Annotated in this window: 18 protein-coding genes; 13 read left to right on the top strand and 5 right to left on the bottom strand. The window is 71.6% G+C overall.

The window, feature by feature from the left end; translation table 11 throughout:
* Window positions 1–69: 69 nt before the first annotated feature.
* The gene (glgX, locus tag ABB07_RS12030; RefSeq protein ID WP_208898716.1) at window positions 70–2316 is read right to left on the bottom strand and encodes a glycogen debranching protein GlgX; all 2247 of its coding nucleotides are present in this window, start codon (window positions 2314–2316) and stop codon (window positions 70–72) included.
* A 287-nt stretch (window positions 2317–2603) separates the two neighbouring features.
* On the opposite strand from glgX, the gene ABB07_RS12025 reads away from it, so the two are divergent.
* From ABB07_RS12025 to ABB07_RS11990, 8 genes are all read left to right on the top strand, one after another.
* Complete coding sequence (locus tag ABB07_RS12025; protein WP_208898715.1) at window positions 2604–3827, top strand: L,D-transpeptidase; 1224 nt, start codon at window positions 2604–2606, stop codon at window positions 3825–3827.
* Between the two features lie 166 nt (window positions 3828–3993).
* Window positions 3994–5220, top strand: a complete 1227-nt coding sequence (locus ABB07_RS12020; RefSeq protein WP_208898714.1) for a L,D-transpeptidase — start codon at window positions 3994–3996, stop codon at window positions 5218–5220.
* 112 nt (window positions 5221–5332) lie between these two features.
* Entirely contained in the window at window positions 5333–6100 is a 768-nt protein-coding gene (locus ABB07_RS12015) for an enoyl-CoA hydratase/isomerase family protein (RefSeq protein WP_208898713.1), read from the top strand.
* A 300-nt stretch (window positions 6101–6400) separates the two neighbouring features.
* Window positions 6401–6904, top strand: coding sequence for an ATP-binding protein (locus ABB07_RS12010; RefSeq protein ID WP_055710475.1), 504 nt, complete (start codon window positions 6401–6403; stop codon window positions 6902–6904).
* 85 nt (window positions 6905–6989) lie between these two features.
* A complete protein-coding gene (locus tag ABB07_RS12005) occupies window positions 6990–7796 on the top strand; it encodes a polysaccharide deacetylase family protein (RefSeq protein WP_208898712.1) in 807 nt (268 codons plus the stop codon).
* On the top strand, window positions 7796–8983 hold the full coding sequence (locus ABB07_RS12000) for a YncE family protein (RefSeq protein ID WP_208898711.1): 1188 nt from the start codon (window positions 7796–7798) through the stop codon (window positions 8981–8983). Before ABB07_RS12005 ends, ABB07_RS12000 begins: the two co-directional genes overlap by 1 nt.
* Before the next feature lie 69 nt (window positions 8984–9052).
* Window positions 9053–9964 (top strand): helix-turn-helix domain-containing protein, encoded by a 912-nt coding sequence (locus ABB07_RS11995; RefSeq protein WP_208898710.1) that lies wholly within the window; start codon window positions 9053–9055, stop codon window positions 9962–9964.
* Window positions 9965–10023: 59 nt separating this feature from the next.
* Window positions 10024–10236: an EF-hand domain-containing protein gene (locus tag ABB07_RS11990; protein ID WP_208903397.1), complete on the top strand. Its 213-nt coding sequence runs from the start codon at window positions 10024–10026 to the stop codon at window positions 10234–10236.
* A 76-nt stretch (window positions 10237–10312) separates the two neighbouring features.
* On the opposite strand, the gene ABB07_RS11985 is transcribed toward ABB07_RS11990, so the two are convergent.
* Window positions 10313–11230 carry an AraC family transcriptional regulator gene (locus ABB07_RS11985; RefSeq protein WP_208898709.1) on the bottom strand — a complete coding sequence of 306 codons (918 nt, stop codon included), beginning with the start codon at window positions 11228–11230 and terminating at the stop codon, window positions 10313–10315.
* A 103-nt stretch (window positions 11231–11333) separates the two neighbouring features.
* On the opposite strand from ABB07_RS11985, the gene ABB07_RS11980 reads away from it, so the two are divergent.
* The gene (locus ABB07_RS11980; protein ID WP_208898708.1) at window positions 11334–12326 is read left to right on the top strand and encodes a zinc-dependent alcohol dehydrogenase family protein; all 993 of its coding nucleotides are present in this window, start codon (window positions 11334–11336) and stop codon (window positions 12324–12326) included.
* Between the two features lie 104 nt (window positions 12327–12430).
* Complete coding sequence (locus ABB07_RS11975; RefSeq protein WP_208898707.1) at window positions 12431–13093, top strand: NADPH-dependent F420 reductase; 663 nt, start codon at window positions 12431–12433, stop codon at window positions 13091–13093.
* A 42-nt stretch (window positions 13094–13135) separates the two neighbouring features.
* Here ABB07_RS11975 and ABB07_RS11970 read toward each other — a convergent pair whose 3' ends face one another.
* Together ABB07_RS11970 and ABB07_RS11965 are read right to left on the bottom strand one after the other, a co-directional pair.
* On the bottom strand, window positions 13136–13690 hold the full coding sequence (locus tag ABB07_RS11970; RefSeq protein ID WP_208898706.1) for a GH25 family lysozyme: 555 nt from the start codon (window positions 13688–13690) through the stop codon (window positions 13136–13138).
* A gap of 95 nt (window positions 13691–13785) precedes the next feature.
* On the bottom strand, window positions 13786–14823 hold the full coding sequence (locus tag ABB07_RS11965; RefSeq protein ID WP_208898705.1) for a phosphatidylinositol-specific phospholipase C domain-containing protein: 1038 nt from the start codon (window positions 14821–14823) through the stop codon (window positions 13786–13788).
* A 153-nt stretch (window positions 14824–14976) separates the two neighbouring features.
* On the opposite strand from ABB07_RS11965, the gene ABB07_RS11960 reads away from it, so the two are divergent.
* The 3 genes from ABB07_RS11960 to ABB07_RS11950 are packed head-to-tail and all read left to right on the top strand — an operon-like array spanning window position 14977 to window position 16383.
* Complete coding sequence (locus ABB07_RS11960; protein ID WP_055704477.1) at window positions 14977–15156, top strand: ribbon-helix-helix domain-containing protein; 180 nt, start codon at window positions 14977–14979, stop codon at window positions 15154–15156.
* A 1-nt stretch (window position 15157) separates the two neighbouring features.
* A complete protein-coding gene (locus ABB07_RS11955; protein WP_208898704.1) occupies window positions 15158–15502 on the top strand; it encodes a VOC family protein in 345 nt (114 codons plus the stop codon).
* 20 nt (window positions 15503–15522) lie between these two features.
* Window positions 15523–16383 (top strand): class I SAM-dependent methyltransferase, encoded by an 861-nt coding sequence (locus ABB07_RS11950; RefSeq protein ID WP_208898703.1) that lies wholly within the window; start codon window positions 15523–15525, stop codon window positions 16381–16383.
* Between the two features lie 5 nt (window positions 16384–16388).
* Here the strand turns inward: ABB07_RS11950 and ABB07_RS11945 are convergent, their stop codons facing one another.
* On the bottom strand, window positions 16389–17756 hold the full coding sequence (locus tag ABB07_RS11945; protein WP_208898702.1) for an L-serine ammonia-lyase: 1368 nt from the start codon (window positions 17754–17756) through the stop codon (window positions 16389–16391).
* Window positions 17757–17832 lie beyond the last annotated feature (76 nt).

The raw sequence follows: 17832 nt of genomic DNA, 5'->3' as shown, positions 1-17832 counted from the left end.
GCGAAACCCGCCTTCCGGGCGGACGGCGGGAGTTTGACGACAGGACCCAGCGGGCGGGGCGACGCAGGGTCAGGCCACTTTCAGCAGCAGTACCGCCCGCTCCGGCACCGTGATCTCCGTACCCGCCGGGTGGACCGTGCCCGGGGCGTCCGCCTGCTCCTCCCGGGAGGTGTCCACGACGACCTCGTACCGCTCCGCCCACGGCGGCCCCGGCAGCACGAAGCCCGTCGGCCGCTCGCCCGCGTGCAGGACCGCGAGGAAGCTGTCGTCCGCGACCGGCGCGCCCCGCTCGTCGCGGCCCGGGATGTCCCGGCCGGAGAGGTACATGCCGAGCGTGGCGGCGGGGGCGTACCAGTCGCTCTCGGTCATCTCCGCGCCCCGGGCGGTGAACCAGGCCAGGTCCCGCAGCCCGTCCGCCGAGTGGGCCCGGCCGGAGAAGAAGGCCCGGCGGCGCAGCACCGGATGCCGGTGGCGCAGCGCGATCAGCCGGGAGGTCAGGTCGAACAGGGGCCGCCAGGCCGGGTCGTCCAGCAGGGACCAGTCCAGCCAGCTGATCTCGTTGTCCTGGCAGTAGGCGTTGTTGTTGCCGCGCTGGGTGCGGCCGAGTTCGTCGCCGGCCACCAGCATGGGCACACCGGTGGACAGCAGGAGGGTGGTGAGGAGGTTCCTCAGCTGGCGGCGGCGCAGCGTCCGTACCCGCTCGTCCTCCGTCTCGCCCTCCGCCCCGCAGTTCCAGGAGCGGTTGTCGTCGGTGCCGTCGCGGTTGTCCTCGCCGTTGGCCTCGTTGCGCTTGCGCTCGTACGACACCAGGTCGCGCAGGGTGAACCCGTCGTGCGCGGTGACGAAGTTGACCGAGGCGTACGGGCGGCGGCCGCCCCAGGCGTACAGGTCGCTGGAGCCGGACAGGCGGTAGCCCATCTCGCGCACGTCCGGCAGGGCGTGCCGCCAGAAGTCCCGGACGGCGTTGCGGTAGCGGTCGTTCCACTCCGTCCACAGCGGCGGGAACGCGCCCACCTGGTAGCCGCCGGAGCCGATGTCCCACGGCTCGGCGATGAGCTTCACCCGGCGCAGCACGGGGTCCTGGGCGATGACCGCGAGGAACGGGGACAGCATGTCGACGTCGTGCATCGAGCGGGCCAGCGCCGCCGCGAGGTCGAAGCGGAAGCCGTCCACGCCCATCTCGGTGACCCAGTAGCGCAGGGAGTCGGTGATCAGGCGCAGCACCTGGGGCTGGACGACGTGCAGGGTGTTGCCGCAGCCGGTGTAGTCGGCGTACCGGCGGGCGTCGTCCTGGAGCCGGTAGTAGCCGCGGTTGTCGATGCCCTTCAGGGACAGGGTCGGGCCCAGCTCGCCCGCCTCCGCGGTGTGGTTGTAGACCACGTCGAGGACGACCTCGATGCCGGCCGCGTGCAGCGCGCGCACCATCCGCTTGAACTCGCCGACCTGCTGGCCCGTCGTACCGGAGGCCGCGTAGGCGGCGTGCGGGGCGAAGTAGCCGATGGAGTTGTAGCCCCAGTAGTTGCGCAGGCCCCGGCGCAGCAGGTGGTCCTCGTGCGCGAACTGGTGCACGGGGAGCAGCTCCACGGCCGTGACGCCCAGCCGCACCAGGTGCTCGATCGCCGCCGGGTGCGCGAGGCCGGCGTAGGTGCCGCGCAGCTCCTGAGGGACGCCGGGGTGCAGCTTGGTGAAGCCGCGCACGTGCAGCTCGTAGATCACCGAGTCGGCCCACGGCGTCTTCGGCCGGCGGTCGTCCTCCCAGTCGTCGTCATCGTCGACGACGACCCCCTTCGGGACGTACGGCGCCGAGTCCCGGTCGTCGCGCACGGTGTCGGCGACCTGCTGCTGGGGCCAGTCCCGGACGTGCCCGTACACCTCCGGCGGCAGGCCGAACTCGCCGTCCACCGCGCGCGCGTACGGGTCCAGCAGCAGCTTGGCCGGGTTCCAGCGGGCGCCGGTCCACGGGTCCCAGCGGCCGTCCACCCGGTAGCCGTACCGCTGCCCCGGCATCACGCCCGGCACGAAGCCGTGCCAGATCTCGTGCGTCAGCTCGGTCAGCCGGACCTGGGTCTCCCGGCCCCGCTCGTCGAACAGGCACACCCGGACCGCCTCCGCCCCGCCCGCCCACAGCGCGAAGTTGGTGCCCGCGACCCCGTCCGGGCCGACCCGGAACCGGGCCCCCAGCGGGGTCGGGGCGCCCGGCCACACCACCGGGGCCGGCACCGCGGCGCGCCGGGCGCCGTTCACCACGGCCGGCTGCTGCCCGGTCCCGGCGGCCGGCTCCCCGGCCGGTGCCCGCTGCTCGGCTGCGCTCGTCACCTGTCGGCCCCTCTTTCAGTGGCTCGCCCCGGGGCGGTGCAACCGGCCGTGCCGAAGCGCCGGGGCTGCCCCGCAGCACCCCCGGCCGCCCGGTACGGCTGCGCCCCGACGGTCGGGGGCGCCCTCTGGATCGCGCTCCTGCGTCCCTTTCAGCCGATCCGATCCAAGAGGGCGCCCCTCCGGCGCGGGCGCGGCGGCTCCCCAGCGTGTCGTCCTTCCCTCTGTTCTGCCCAGTGCATGGGTCGCACTCACGTTTCCCCGGAGCGGGCCCGGTCGTTGAGCCGCGCGTGAGGCACGTACAAGGACGCGCGCGGCGCGCGGGGGCCGCGCTGGCCGCCGCGGTGACGTCGGCGGCACTGCTGGCAGGGTGCTCCTTCGGGGGCCTGGGACCGCTCGGGCTGGACGGGGCCCCCGGCAAACCCCCGGCACCCGAGGACGTCATCCACGTCACCCCCGACGACGGCAGCAAGGCCGTCCGCCCCGGCGAGCGGCTGCGGGTCCGGGTGCCCGACGGGCGCCTGCGGAAGGTGACCGTGGTCAGGTCGCAGGACGCGCAGGACTCCCCGGTGCCCGGGCACATCAGCGCCGACGGCCGGACCTGGCGGCCGGACCGGGACCGGCTGGCGCTCGCCGCCCAGTACACCGTCGACGTCGTGGCGCAGGACGCGGACGGCCGCCGCTCGGCCCGGCACACCACCTTCACCACGCTCGTCCCGGACGAGCGGTTCATCGGCTACGTCACCCCCGAGAACCGCGCCGTCGTCGGCACCGGGATGATCGTGTCCCTGAGGTTCAGCCGGAGGATCACCGACCGGGCCGCCGTCGAACGCGCCGTCCGGGTCAGCGCACAGCCCCCGGTCGAGATCCGCCCGCACTGGTTCGGCGACAGCCGTCTCGACTTCCGTCCCGAGCAGTACTGGAAGCCCGGCACCCAGGTCAGCGTCGATCTGAACCTGCGGGACGTCCAAGGGGCGCGCGGTGTCTACGGGTTGCAGGACAAGACCTTCGCCTTCACCATCGGCCGCAGCCAGATCTCGCTGGTCGACGCGGCCCGGCACACCATGCAGGTGCGCCGGGACGGCCGGCTGCTCGCCACCGTGCCGATCACCGCGGGCGCCCCGGAGAACCCCACGTACAACGGCCGCATGGTGGTGATGGACATGCTGAAGGTCACCCGCATGAACGGCAGCACGGTCGGCTTCGGCGGCGAGTACGACATCCCCGACGTCCCGCACGCCATGAAGCTCACCGACTCCGGCACCTTCGTGCACGGCAACTACTGGTCGCCGGACGCCCCGGGGCACGCCAACGTCAGCCACGGCTGCGTGGGCCTCAGGGACGTCAGGGGCGGCAGTTCCGCCACCCCGGCCGGCTGGTTCTTCGACCGCAGCCTCGTCGGTGACGTCGTCGAGGTGGTCAACAGCCGGGAGAGGACCGTCGCCCCCGACAACGGCCTCGGCGGGTGGAACCTGACCTGGCAGGAGTGGAAAGCGGGCAGCGCGGTGAAGTAACCAGGTGAGGGGCCCGGTCTCGGACGGCGGTGTGCGGGCGGAAGTTGCGACGGAACGGTGACATTCGCCTGACACCCCGCTCAAAACCAGGCGGTTAATATGCGCGCACCAAGTGTGGTGGGGAGCGGGCCGGGGCCAGGCCCGGCGAGGGGAGAACAACTTGAACATGCGGCCTGTATGGGGGGCGTCGGTGGCGGGACGGCGGGGTCGTAGGGGGCTGGCGCTGATATCCGGTGCCCTGGTGCTCTCGCTCGCGGCGTGCGGCGGGGGAGGGGGCAAGGGATCGGACGCCGGCAAGGGCGAGGACTCCAGCACCCAGCAGGGCAAGCAGCAGTCCACCGCCACCGTCTCCATATCCCCGAAGTCCGGTGCCACCGGCGTCGACACCAGCGGCGCGCTGAAGGTGAACGTCGCGAAGGGCAAGCTGACCGAGGTCACCGTCAAGGACGCCAAGGGCCATGCGGTCACCGGCAGCATCACCGGCGGGGGCGCGTCCTGGACGCCGGCGACCCATCTGGCCGCCTCCACCAAGTACACGGTGCACGCGGTCGCCAAGGACTCCGAGGGCCGCGAGGCCGCCGAGGACTCCACGTTCACCACGCTGACCCCGAAGAACACCTTCCTGGGCTACTTCACCCCCGAGGACGGCTCCACCGTCGGCGTCGGCATGCCGTTCTCCGTGAACTTCACCCGGGGCATCACCCACCCCGGCGCCGTGGAGAAGGCCATCAGGATCCGGACCGAGCCGGCCGTCGACGTCGAGGGCCACTGGTTCGGCAACGACCGCCTGGACTTCCGCCCGGAGAAGTACTGGAAGGAAGGCACCAAGGTCACCGTCGACCTCGACCTCGACGGCGTCGAGGGCCGCGACGGCGTCTACGGCAAGCAGCACAAGACCCTCACCTTCACCATCGGCCGCAACCAGGTCTCGATCGTGGACGCCAAGAAGCACACGATGAAGGTCACCCAGGACGGCAAGGTCATCAAGACCCTCCCGGTCACCACGGGCAAGCCGGGCTACGACACCTGGAACGGCCAGATGGTCATCAGCGAGAAGCTCGCCGTCACCCGGATGAACGGCGAGACGGTCGGCTACGGCGGCGAGTACGACATCAAGGACGTCCCGCACGCCATGCGCCTGACCACCTCCGGCACCTTCCTGCACGGCAACTACTGGGGCGGCGACGCCTTCGGCAACTACAACGCCAGCCACGGCTGCGTCGGCCTGCGCGACGTGCGCGGCGGCTACGACAGCTCGACCCCGGCGGCCTGGATGTTCAACCACTCCCTCATCGGCGACGTGGTGATCGTGAAGAACTCCCACGACCGCACGGTGGACCCGGCGAACGGGTTCAACGGGTGGAACATGTCGTGGGCGGACTGGACGAAGTAGACCTTCACCGACGTACGGACCCGGTGCTGTGAGGCTGCATTTTCCGGGGGGAAACCCCCCAGACCCCCCGTGCACCGGGTCCGTTGCGGTTAGTCCCCGTTAACCTGCCTCCATGACCGTGAATCTCGAAGTCGCCGAAGGCGTCGGAACCCTGCGCCTGGACCGTCCGCCGATGAACGCGCTGGACGTCGCCACCCAGGACCGGCTGAAGGAGCTCGCCGAGGAGGCCACGCGCCGCGACGACGTGCGCGCCGTGGTGATCTACGGCGGCGAGCGGGTGTTCGCGGCCGGCGCGGACATCAAGGAAATGCAGAACATGGACCACACCGCGATGGTCCTGCGCGCCCGCGCCCTGCAGGACTCCTTCACGGCCGTGGCCCGCATCCCCAAGCCCGTCGTCGCCGCCATCACCGGCTACGCCCTCGGCGGCGGCTGCGAACTGGCCCTGTGCGCCGACTACCGCATCGCCGCCGAGAACGCCAAGCTCGGCCAGCCCGAGATCCTGCTCGGCCTGATCCCGGGCGCCGGCGGCACCCAGCGGCTGCCCCGGCTGGTGGGGCCGTCCAAGGCCAAGGACCTCATCTTCACGGGCCGTCAGGTCAGGGCCGACGAGGCCCTCGCGATCGGTCTGGTGGACCGGGTCGTCCCGGCCGCCGAGGTGTACGAGCAGGCGCACGCCTGGGCCGCGAAGCTCGCCCAGGGCCCGGCGATCGCCCTGCGCGCGGCGAAGGAGTCCGTCGACGCGGGCCTGGAGACCGACATCGACACCGGCCTCACCGTCGAACGGAACTGGTTCGCGGGCCTGTTCGCCACCGAGGACCGCGAGACCGGCATGCGCAGCTTCGTGGAGGAGGGCCCCGGCAAGGCCAGGTTCCGCTGAGCGTCCGTGCTGTGCGCGTCCCCGTAACTCCCATGGGACGGCTCGCACTTGACGTGTCGTCTCCTCCGGGTCCCTCGATGGGGCGGTTTATGGGAGCCTTAAGGCAGCCTTAAGCCTGCTCGGTCGAGGGGGTCCGACGATTGCCCGGGAGTGAGCCGTCTTCGCAGGTCAACCGCACCCTACCGATCGGTTACGTGCCATCGGCATATGCCATTCGATCGGTGGAGAAAGGGGGCGTGCAGGGGGCGTATTCCTTCGGAACGGCCCCCAAGACGGCTCCGGAACGCCATCATGGGGGGCATGGCGGGGCTGGAGGGCATCGAACAGCCGCGGGGACACAGCCGTGCGGCCGCGGCACGCTGGTCGCCCGCGGTCGAGGACGAACAGGCGCTCAAGGCGCTCGAACTGTTCGGCAACCCGACGGAGGCGGAGGTCCCGCTGCCGTCCCGCCCGGAGTCCGCGGCGACCGCCCGCCGGCTCGCCCAGGTCGTCGTCCTGCGCACCTGGCGGCTCACGCCCAAGCTGACCGAGGACGCCGTCTTACTCGTCTCCGAGCTCGTCGGCAACGCCGTACGGCACACCGGCGCCCGGGTCTTCGGCCTCCGGATGCGCCGCCGCCCCGGCTGGATCCGGGTCGAGGTCCGCGACCCCTCGCGCGGCCTGCCCTGTCTGATGCCGGTCCAGGAGATGGACGTCAGCGGCCGGGGGCTGTTCCTCGTGGACAAGCTGTCGGACCGCTGGGGCGTGGACCTGCTGCCGAGGGGCAAGACCACGTGGTTCGAGATGCGGGTGGCCGACAGGTAGCGAGGGCACGACACCCTTCCTACGGCGACCCGAAATCGTCCTCCTTTCGGGCCAATCGGTGGTTTTCTTACCTGACGCCCCTTAAATGGTGCGGGTGACCACCACCAACCGACGCGGGGTGCTGCGCGCGGGCGCCGGGCTCGTCGTCGGCGGCGCGCTCGCCGCCGGTTGCGACACAGGCCAGGCAGCCCCACCCCACGCGTCTGCGTCCGCCGCGTCCCCGTCCTCCACCCCCTCCGCCACCACCCCGGCCGGCCACCGTGCGGCCGCCGCCCCCCGCGCCTACCCCGGCCTGCCCGCCCAGATCACCCACGGCCCGCGCACCCGCCCCCAGGTCGCCCTCACCTTCCACGGCCAGGGCGACCCCGCCATCGCCCACTCCCTGCTCGCCACGGCCGAGCGGCTCGGTGCCCGGCTCACCGTGCTCGCCGTCGGCACCTGGCTGGACGAACACCCGGACATCGCCCGCCGGATCCTCGACGGCGGTCACGACCTCGGCAACCACACCCAGCGGCACATCGCCGTCGACGACCTGCCCGAGGCGGACGCCCGCAAGGAGATCACCGACTGCGCGGACCGGCTGAAGCGGCTCACCGGTTCCATCGGTACCTGGTTCCGCCCCTCCCGCTCGCCGACCGCCTCCCCGCTGGTCGCCCGGCTCGCCCGCGCCGCCGGCTACCCGCACGTGCTGTCGTACGACGTCGACTCGCTCGACTACACCCGCCCCGGCGCCGCCGCCGTCACCCGCAAGGTTCTCGCCGAAGCGCGGAACGGGTCGGTGGTGAGCATGCACTTCGGGTACCCGGACACGGTCGCCGCCCTGCCCGACCTCCTCCACGAACTCGACCGCCGCGGACTGCGCGCGGTCACCACCACGGAGCTGCTGAGCTGATGCGAACCACGAAAGCCGCCCGCCTGCTGGCCGCCGGTGCCGCCCTCACCGCCCTGACCCTGCTGTCCGCGTGCACCTCCGGTTCCCGGCACCACGCCGCCGAGGCCCTGGCCAGCAAGGCGCCGGCCCAGCCGGGGAACGGCAAGCGGCAGGTGAACGTGCTGCCCGGGATGCCCCCGGTCGAGAACGCGAAGGACCTCTACTCCGCCGACCGCCCGAACCAGCTCTCGCCGGTCGTCAGGGACTTCCCGTCCCGGGTGTACGTCCCCAACACCAACTCCAACACCGTCACCGTCATCGACCCGAAGACGTACAAGGTCATCGACACCTTCCCGGTCGGCCGCCAGCCGCAGCACGTCGTGCCGTCCTGGGACCTGAAGACCCTGTGGGTCAACAACGACCTCGGCAACAGCCTCACCCCCATCGACCCGAAGACCGGCGAGCCCGGCAGACCGGTCCCCGTGCACGACCCGTACAACCTGTACTTCACCCCCGACGGCAAGTACGCCGTCGTCATGGCCTCCAGGGACCGCCAACTGGTCTTCCGTGACGCGCACAGCATGAAGGTCGTCAAGTCCGTGCCGGTCAGCTGCTACGGCGTCAACCACGCCGACTTCTCCCCGGACGGGCGGTACTTCATCGTCTCCTGCGAGTTCAGCGGCGAGCTCCTCAAGGTCGACACCGCGCGGATGAAGGTCGTCCGCCAGGAGCGGCTGCCGTACCCGGGCGCGATGCCGCAGGACGTCAAGATCGCCCCGGACGGCAAGCTGTTCTACATCGCCGACATGGTGGCGAACGGCCTGTGGATCCTCGACGGCGACAAGTTCACCAGGCCCCGCTTCCTCTACACCGGCAAGGGCGCCCACGGCCTCTACATCAGCCGCGACTCCCGCGAGATGTACGTCTCCAACCGGGGCGAGGGCACCATCTCCCTCTTCGACTTCACCAAGAACAAGCTCACCCGGAAGTGGCACCTGCCCGGCGGCGGCAGCCCCGACATGGGCGGTGTCTCCGCCGACGGCAAGGTGCTGTGGCTGTCCGGCCGCTACAACTCCGAGGTGTACGCCATCGACACCCGGACCGGGAAGGAGCTGGCCCGCATCAGGGTCGGCAGCGGCCCGCACGGCCTCGCCGTCTACCCCCAGCCGGGCCGCTACTCGCTCGGGCACACCGGCATCTTCCGCTGAGGGCCGGGGAGCGGGTCCGCGGGCCCGCTCCTTGAGTCTCCACCCACTGGAAGGCCCAGACTCGCCGACATGACCGAAGACGGCACCGGACTCCTCACCATCGGCGAGCTGGCCCGGGCCACCGGGCTGACCGTGCGCACCATCCGCTACTGGTCCGACGAGGGCGTCCTCCCCCCGGTGACCCGCTCCACCGGCGGCTACCGGCTCTACGACAGCGCCGCCGTGGCCCGCCTGGAGCTGATCCGCACCCTGCGCGAGCTGGGGCTCGGCCTGGACGACGTACGCGGGGTGCTGGCCGGGGAGCGCACGGTCGCGGAGGTCGCGGCCACGCACGTCGCGGCCCTGGACGCGCAGATCCGGTCCCTGAAGGTGACCCGCGCGGTGCTGTCGACGGTCGCCCGACGAGGTTCGACCGCAGAGGAGACGGCACTCATGAACAAACTGGCGCGGCTGTCGGCCGCCGAACGGCAGCGGATCGTGGACGACTTCGTGGAGGAGATCTTCCACGGGCTGGACACCGCCGACCCCTGGATCCGGGAGCGGACCCGGACCCTGGGCGTGGCCCTGCCGGACGATCCCACGCCGGAGCAGGTCGACGCCTGGGTGGAGCTGGCGGAACTGCTGCAGAACCCGGACTTCCGGGCCGCGATGCGCCGGATGATCGAGTTCAACGCCGCCGACCGCACCCCGGACACCCCGGCCGGCGCCTCGGCGATGTTCTTCAAGCGGCTGGTCGAGCTGGCCGGCGCCGCACGGGAGCGCGGGGTCACCCCGCGGTCGCCGGAGGCGGACGCCGTCCTGACCGAACTGCTCGGCGCGGACACCGACCGCGCGGCCGTGCTCCGCCGTATCGACCTCGGCAACGAGGTCGCCCGCTACCGGGAGTTGGCCGCCGTGATCAAGGGCGAGCAGGAGCCCCCGAGGTTCCAGGAGGAGTTCGGCTGGGTGGTCGAGGCGTTGAAGGCCTGGCCGGGCCGTTAATCTGACCAGCGTCAGTACGCCAGCACGGCATGAGAAACACGACCAAAAGGGGCGGATCGGTGGCGGACATCGAGGAAGCACGCAAGGAGTTCGAGCGGATCGACGCGGACGGTGACGGATTCATCACCGCCGCCGAGTTCAAGTCCGCCCTGGCGCAGGGGGGAGACTGGAACGTCACGGAGACGGTCGCCGAGGCCATCATCAGGCAGCGGGACCTCAACGGCGACAAGGTCCTGTCGTTCGACGAGTTCTGGGCCTACCTGAACAAGTGACGTGCGCAAGGGGACCCTCGCACCGGCGAGGGTCCCTTCGTCGTCCCTCTCCCCGCCTGCTGCGGCCCCCGGAGCGTCAGCGGCCCTTCCGGTACTGGCCCGGCGCCACGCCGTACTCCCGCTTGAAGGCCTTGGCGAAGGCGAACTCCGAGGTGTAGCCGGTGCGGTCGGCGACCTGGCGCAGGGAGAGGTCGTCCGAGCGCAGCAGCCGGCCCGCCGTGGTCATCCGCCACCACGTCAGATACGTCAGCGGCGGCTCACCCACCAGCGCCGTGAACCGGCGCGCGAAGGCCGCGCGGGACAGCCCGCCGGCGGCGCCGAGTTCCGCCACCGTCCACGCCCGCCCCGGCTCGGCGTGGATCGCGCGGAGCGCCGCCGCGACCGCCGGATCGGCCAGCGCCGCCGACCAGCCCCGCGCCCGCCCCGCCGCGCGCTCGCTCTCCCACCAGGCCCGCAGGATGTACAGCAGCAACGTGTCCAGCAGCGAGGTGACGATCGCATCGGTGCCCGGCCGCTGCTCCTCCATCTCCATCCCGAGCAGCTCCACCGCCGCCCGCAGCGAGCGATGGCTGCCCACGGTGGCGGGCAGATGCACGACCTCCGGCAGCTCGGCCAGCAGCCGGTGCGACCTCTCCCGGTCCAGCCGGTAGGTCCCGCACAGGGTGACGGTGTCCGGGCAGCCCTCCCGCTCCTCCTTCGGCGCGACCCCGCTCCAGGTGCCGTCGGGCAGCAGCCGTACCTCCTGGGTGGACACACCCGGCGCGCTGACCAGTGCGTGCCCGAGGCCGTGCGCGAGGAAGACGACGTCCCCCGGGGCCAGCGCCACCGGCTCCCCGTCCTGCGGGAGCAGCCAGGCCGAGCCGCGCAGCACCACATGGAACCCGGCCTCCTCGGAGCGCGCCCACCGCAGGCCCCAGGGCGCGTACTTGTCCGTACGCGCGGAGTGCGGCCGGCCGACACGCATGGCCGCGACGACATCGCTGAGCACGTCCATGTCCCCACCCTAGCGGCGGAGCCTATGACGCGAAGACGATCGGACATGAAACGGAGACCGGAGGACATGGAGCGTCTCGTCTCCCGGGCCTAACGTCGACGGCATGACAACTACCGCACGCACAGTGCTCTTTGACGCGGTCGGCGGACCCGAGGTGTTCCGGGTCGAGGAGACCGAGCTGCCGGATCCCGGACCGGGCGAGGTGCTGGTGAGGGTCGAGGCCATCGGGCTGAACCGGGCCGAGGCGATGCTCCGGGCCGGCACCTACTGGTACCAGCCGACCCTGCCGGGCTCGCGCAACGGTTACGAGGCCGCCGGCGAGGTGGTGGCGGCCGGCGAGGGCGTGACGGCGTTCGCACCCGGCGACCCCGTCCTCAGCGCGGCCAACTTCAACCTCAGCTCCCACGGGGTCTACGGGGATCTGGTGCTGCTGCCCGAGACCTCGGTCCTGCCGCGCCCGTCCGGTGTCGACGCGGTCACCGCCGCCGCCGTCTGGCTCACCTACACCACGGCGTACGGCGCCCTGATCGAGCGGGCGCGGATGGCGCCCGGGCAGCACGTCCTGATCACCGCGGCGGCCAGTGGTGTCGGAACGGCCGCCGTCCAGGTCGCCCGGCGCGCGGGAGCCGTCCCGATCGCGGCCACCCGGAGCGAGGCGAAGCGGCAGGCGCTGCTCGACGCGGGCGCGGAGCTGGTCGTCGTGGGTGACGAGGAGGACGTGATCAAGGAGACCGGGCGGCTGACCGACGGCCGGGGCGCCGACATCGTGCTGGACGCCATCGGCGGCCCCGTCTTCCGCGAGCTGGGCCGGGCGGCCGCCGCCGACGCCCACATGGTCAGCTACGGCTGGCTGTCCGAGCGGCCCATCGAGCTGCCCCGGAACTGGCCCGTCACGGTCCACGGCTACAGCAACCTCACCGTGACCGGCACCGCCGACGGCCGCCGCCGCGCCGCCCACTACGTGGCCTCCGGCCTCACCGACGGCACCCTGCGCCCGGTGATCGCCGAGGTGTACGACGGCCTGGACCGCGTCGCCGACGCGCACCGTCTGATGGAGTCGAACCGCCACACGGGCAAGATCGTGGTACGGCCGTGACCGCGTTCACCTGATCGGCGCGGCGACGGAATAGCCGCCGCACCCCGGAGGTTGTCGCACGGCAGACGCATGCACACGCATGCAACGATCCCGGAGGGCCTGTCATGAAGATCGGCATCATCGGCGCGGGCAACATCGGTGGGAACCTCACCCGGCGGCTCACCGCCCTCGGCCATGAGGTGGCCGTCGCCAACTCCCGCGGCCCCGAGACGCTCAGGGAACTGGCCGAGGAGACCGGGGCGACCCCGGTGCGGGCCGAGGAGGCCGCCAAGGGCGCCGAGGTGGTGGTCGTCACCGTCCCCCTCAAGGCGGTCCCGGACCTCCCCTCCGGCCTGCTGGACGGCGCCGCCGAGGGCGCGGCGGTGATCGACACCGGCAACTACTACCCGCGCGAGCGGGACGGCCGGATCGCGGCCATCGAGGACGAGGGCCGCACCGAGAGCCGCTGGACCGAACGGCACCTCGGCCACCCGGTGATCAAGGCCTTCAACGGCACCTACGCCCAGGACATCCTGGACCGCCCCCGCCCCGCGGGCGACCCGGAGCGCATCGCCCTCCCGGTCGCCGGCGACGACGAGGCGGCCAAGGCGAAGGTGCGCGCCCTGATCGACGCACTCGGCTTCGACACCGTCGACGCGGGCGGCATCGACGACTCCTGGCGCCAGCAGCCCGGCACCCCGGTCTACGGCCTGCGGGCGGGTGCGGAAGCCGTGCGGAAGGCACTCACGGCAGCCTCCCCGGAACGCCCGGCGGACTTCCGGGGCTGAGCCCGGCGGACTTCCGGGGCTGACCGGCCGGCCGTCCTCGCCCTACCGCGTGGCCCACTCCTTCAGCGCGGCCTTGCTGGCGAAGTTCGCCACGTCCTTGTCGTGCGGCTCGCTGGTGTACTGGTGGAAGAGCCACTTTGCCTTGATGCGGGGGTGGCCCGCGGTGACGTAGTCGGCGATCCACAGGCCGTCGCCGGCGTACGAGGTGTGGTCGATGGTCAGCCAGAAGTCGCGGTTGCAGTACAGGACGACCCGGTGGGTGGGCCGCAGGGCCTTCACCTTCTTGACGAAGGCGTCCTTCTCCGCGTTGCTCGCGTGGGTGCCGTCGCCGGTGGTCTCCCAGTCGACGGCGAGGATGTCACCCGCCCGCGACGGGGCGGCGGTCACGAAGTGCTCGGCCTGGGCGGTGAGGTTGCCCGGCCACAGGAAGTGGTAGAAGCCGACGACCAGGCCGGCGTCGCGGGCGGTCTTCGCCTGGGCCGTGGCGTGGGGGTTGACGTACGAACGGCCCTCCGTCGCCTTGATGAAGGCGAAGGAGAGGCCGCTCGTGTCGTACGAGGACGACTGGTACGCGCTGACGTCGATGCCGCGGAGCATGTGGGGACTCCTCGATGTGCCGGTGGGGGGAAAGGAGTTGCTGGTTGAGTGATGCCCCACGATGGCACGCCCGATCCGTCCCGGACGGTCGAACGTCAGCTCCGGGTGACCACCGAACTGAGGACCGAGGCCGGCTTCGCCGACCAGTCCGAGGTGATGATGCTCGCGTGGTCCTTGGCCAGCAGGGCCAGCCGGGCGGCGACTTCGGCGTCCGTCGGGTCGGTCGAGGAGATGGCGGGGGAGACGCCGGCGGCGTCGGTCATGATCGAGATGTAGTGGTTCGTGGAGTAGAACGACGTGTCGTAGCCGTTGCCCGCGTACGTCGCCGCGTCGCCGTCGAAGAACACGAACCAGGGGCGGATCGAGGTGTCGGAGGTCCAGCGGGTCGACCGCGGGTCGCCGTTCGCCGCGCCCAGCACCGCCGGGAAGGCCTCGGCCCGGGAGATCTGCCCCGCCGCGTACAGGTCGCGCAGGTGGTCGCCGTACTCCTGGTCCGTCCAGTAGTGGTCGAAGGGGTTGTTCATCTCCACGGTGCCCGGGATCACCTCGAAGAGGAACTTGCCCTTGAGTGAGTCCCGGGACGGCCAGGCGTTGGCCCGGGCGGCCGCGTCCAGCGTGCTGTAGGTGCCGCCCAGCAGGTCGGCCGGCCTGTAGACGCTGCTGCCGAGCTTCTGCTGGACGAGCGTGTCGAACTCGTCCGGGCCGAGCCCGGCGTTGTTGTTGAAGCCGACCTTCATCTCGATCTTGAAGACGATCGGCGGGTGGTCGGGGTGGAGCTGGTTCCAGGCCGCGATGTTGTCCAGGCAACTGCCGAAGTCCTGGTTGCGGTTCTTGCTGTACAGCTCGCCCGGGGTCTTCGCGGCCTCGCAGTTGTTGTCGTCGCCGAACGGGTTGCTGTGGCTCACCCGCCAGCGTTTGGTGATGCTGTCCGCGTAGATGTCGATCTCGAGCAGCGAGGCACCCGAGTCCAACGCCTGGGCGAAGTACGTGTACTTGGCCTTGTCGTACGCGTTGTGCGTGCCGATCGCCGTCGTCTCGGAGAACTTCGGCGCCGCCGCGTGGGCGTTGCCCGGTCCCGCCGTCAGCAGAGCCGCCGCCCCCGCGAGTGCCGCCAGCCGTCTCACCGCGCCCATGGTTCAACTCCCCTTCGCTGTCGCTGAGTTGGCGGCAGCGTAGGGGCAAGCGGTTACTGCGCGGTAGCCCCCGGAGGAACATCAGCCACTTCCTGGCCGTCGCGCGGCCCGTCATCGGTGGCGGCTAGATTGCTAGCATGCTAGCCTCGAAGGGTGGGCGATGAGGAAGTCAAGCAGTTCAACGTGTACCTGCCGATCGGACTGATCAAGCAGGTCAAGTACCGCGCCATCGAGTCGGGCATGTCGCTGTCGGCACTGGTCGCAGAGGCGCTGCGTGCCTACCTCGACGACGCCCATGGGCAGGAACAGCAGTCGACCGAGAAGGAGAGCTGACATGGCGACCGAAGGCATCGAGGCCGTGTTCCTGGAGACCCACAACTGGGGCAGGGCGGCGAAGTTCTTCCAGGCCCTGGGCTACGACCTGGAGTTCGCGACCGACCACAACTCGGGCCAGTTCCGCAACGGCGACGGCCCGTACGTGTTCATCGCCGAGGTCCCCGAGAACCGGGAGCCGCAGACGCAGATCGTGCTGAAGGTGCCGGACGCGGACGCGTTCCGCGCCGACCCCGCCGTCGAGGTCGTCACACCGTTCGAGGACACCCACTTCGGGACCCGGCTGATGACGGTCCGCGACCCCGACGGGCGGCTGTGGAGCCTCCAGGCCCCGGCGGCGAAGTGACGGCGACCGGAGGCAGTGCCATGACCGGCGAGACCGAGGCGGTCCCCGACAACACCGCCGTGCGCTGCGCGCTGTGGCGGGCGATGCACGTCCAGGTCGACCCGCCGCCACACGTGCTCGAGGACGAGGTCGGCCTGCGGCTGGTGGACCCCGGTGACGGCTGGCGCGACCGCCCGGACATGGATCCGGAGGCCACGCGCGGATTCCGCGCCGCCATGGTGGCCCGCGCCCGCTTCATCGAGGACCTGGTCGCCGAGCAGGCCGACCGGGGCGTCGGCCAGTACGTCCTCCTCGGCGCCGGCCTGGACACCTTCGCCCAGCGCGAGCCGGAGACCGTCTCCCGGCTGCGCGTCTTCGAGGTCGACCGGCCCGCCACGCAGAACTGGAAGCGCCGGCGCCTCGCCGCACTCGGCTACGGCATCCCCGACCGGCTGCACCTGGTGCCGGTCGACTTCGAGACGGACGCCGGCTCCTGGCCGGCCCGCCTCACCGAGGCCGGCTTCGACCCCGGCCGTCCGGCGGTCGTCGCCTCCACCGGCGTCACCATGTACCTCACCAAGGAGGCCACGGCGGCCACCCTGCGCCGGATCGCCCGGCTGGCACCGGGCTCGACCCTCGCCCTGACCTTCCTGCTGCCAGCGGACCTCGTGGACGAGCGGGACCGGGCCGGCCTCCGGGCGAGCGAGGCGGGCGCCCGCGCGTCCGGCACGCCGTTCCTCAGCTTCTACACCCCGGACGAGATGCTCGCCCTGGCCCGCGAGGCCGGCTTCCGGGACGTACGGCACGTCCCGGGCGGCTCACTGGCCGAACGCTACTTCTCGGGCCGCCGCGACGGCCTGCGCCCGTCGACCGGGGAGGACCTGCTGCTGGCCCGCACCTGACACCGTCAGCACTCGATGATGTTCACCGCGAGCCCGCCGCGGGCGGTCTCCTTGTACTTCACGGACATGTCCGCGCCGGTGTCCTTCATGGTCTTGATGACCTTGTCCAGGGACACCTTGTGGGAGCCGTCGCCGCGCATGGCCATCCGGGCGGCGGTGACCGCCTTCACCGCGGCCATGCCGTTGCGCTCGATGCATGGGATCTGGACCAGGCCGCCGACCGGGTCGCAGGTCAGGCCGAGGTTGTGCTCCATGCCGATCTCGGCCGCGTTCTCCACCTGCTCCGGTGAGCCGCCGAGCACCTCGGCCAGCGCGCCCGCGGCCATCGAGCAGGCGGAGCCGACCTCGCCCTGGCAGCCGACCTCGGCGCCGGAGATGGAGGCGTTCTCCTTGAAGAGCATGCCGATCGCGCCGGCCGCGAGCAGGAAGCGCACCACGCCGTCCTCGTCGGCGCCGGGTACGAAGTTGATGTAGTAGTGCAGGACGGCGGGGATGATGCCCGCCGCGCCGTTCGTGGGGGCGGTCACCACGCGCCCGCCCGCCGCGTTCTCCTCGTTCACGGCCATCGCGTAGAGCGTGATCCACTCCATGGCGTGGGCCAGCGGGTCGCCCTCGGCGCGCAGCTGGCGGGCGGAGACGGCCGCGCGGCGGCGCACCTTCAGGCCGCCGGGCAGGATGCCCTCGCGGGACATGCCGCGCTGCACGCACTCGCGCATCACCCGCCAGATCTCCAGCAGGCCCGCGCGGATCTCCTCCTCCGTGCGCCAGGACCGCTCGTTCTCCAGCATCAGGGAGGAGATCGACAGACCGGTCTCCTTCGTCAGCCGAAGGAGCTCGTCGCCCGTGCGGAAGGGGTACTTCAGGACCGTGTCGTCCAGCTTGATCCGGTCCGCGCCGACCGCGTCCTCGTCCACGACGAAGCCGCCGCCGACCGAGTAGTACGTCTTCGACAGCACCTCGGCACCCGAGGCGTCGTAGGCCCAGATCGTCATGCCGTTCGCGTGGTACGGCAGCGCCTTGCGGCGGTGCAGTATCAGGTCGTCGTCGAAGGAGAACGGGATCTCGTGCTCACCGAGGAGCCGGATCCGGCCCGCCGCCCTGATCCCCTCCACCCGCTCGTCGGCGGTCTCCACGTCCACCGTGCGCGGGGAGGCGCCCTCCAGACCGAGCAGGACCGCCTTGGGGGTGCCGTGGCCGTGGCCGGTCGCGCCGAGGGAGCCGTACAGCTCGCAGCGCAGGGAGGCCACCGAGGCCAGCAGGTCCTCATTGCGCAGCCGCCGGGCGAACATCCGCGCCGCGCGCATCGGGCCCACCGTGTGGGAGCTGGACGGGCCGATGCCGATCGAGAACAGGTCGAAGACCGAGATGGCCACGGGAACTCCTCAAGACGGGTGAAGCAGGGGTGGTACAGGGGGTGCGGGCACCGCGCACACCTTCCGGCTTCCAGTG

The sequence above is a fragment of the Streptomyces incarnatus genome, assembly GCF_001027185.1.
GTDB lineage: Bacteria > Actinomycetota > Actinomycetes > Streptomycetales > Streptomycetaceae > Streptomyces > Streptomyces puniciscabiei.
The sequence above is the reverse complement of the archived record's forward strand: the minus strand, read 5'-3'. Positions and strand labels throughout refer to the sequence as shown.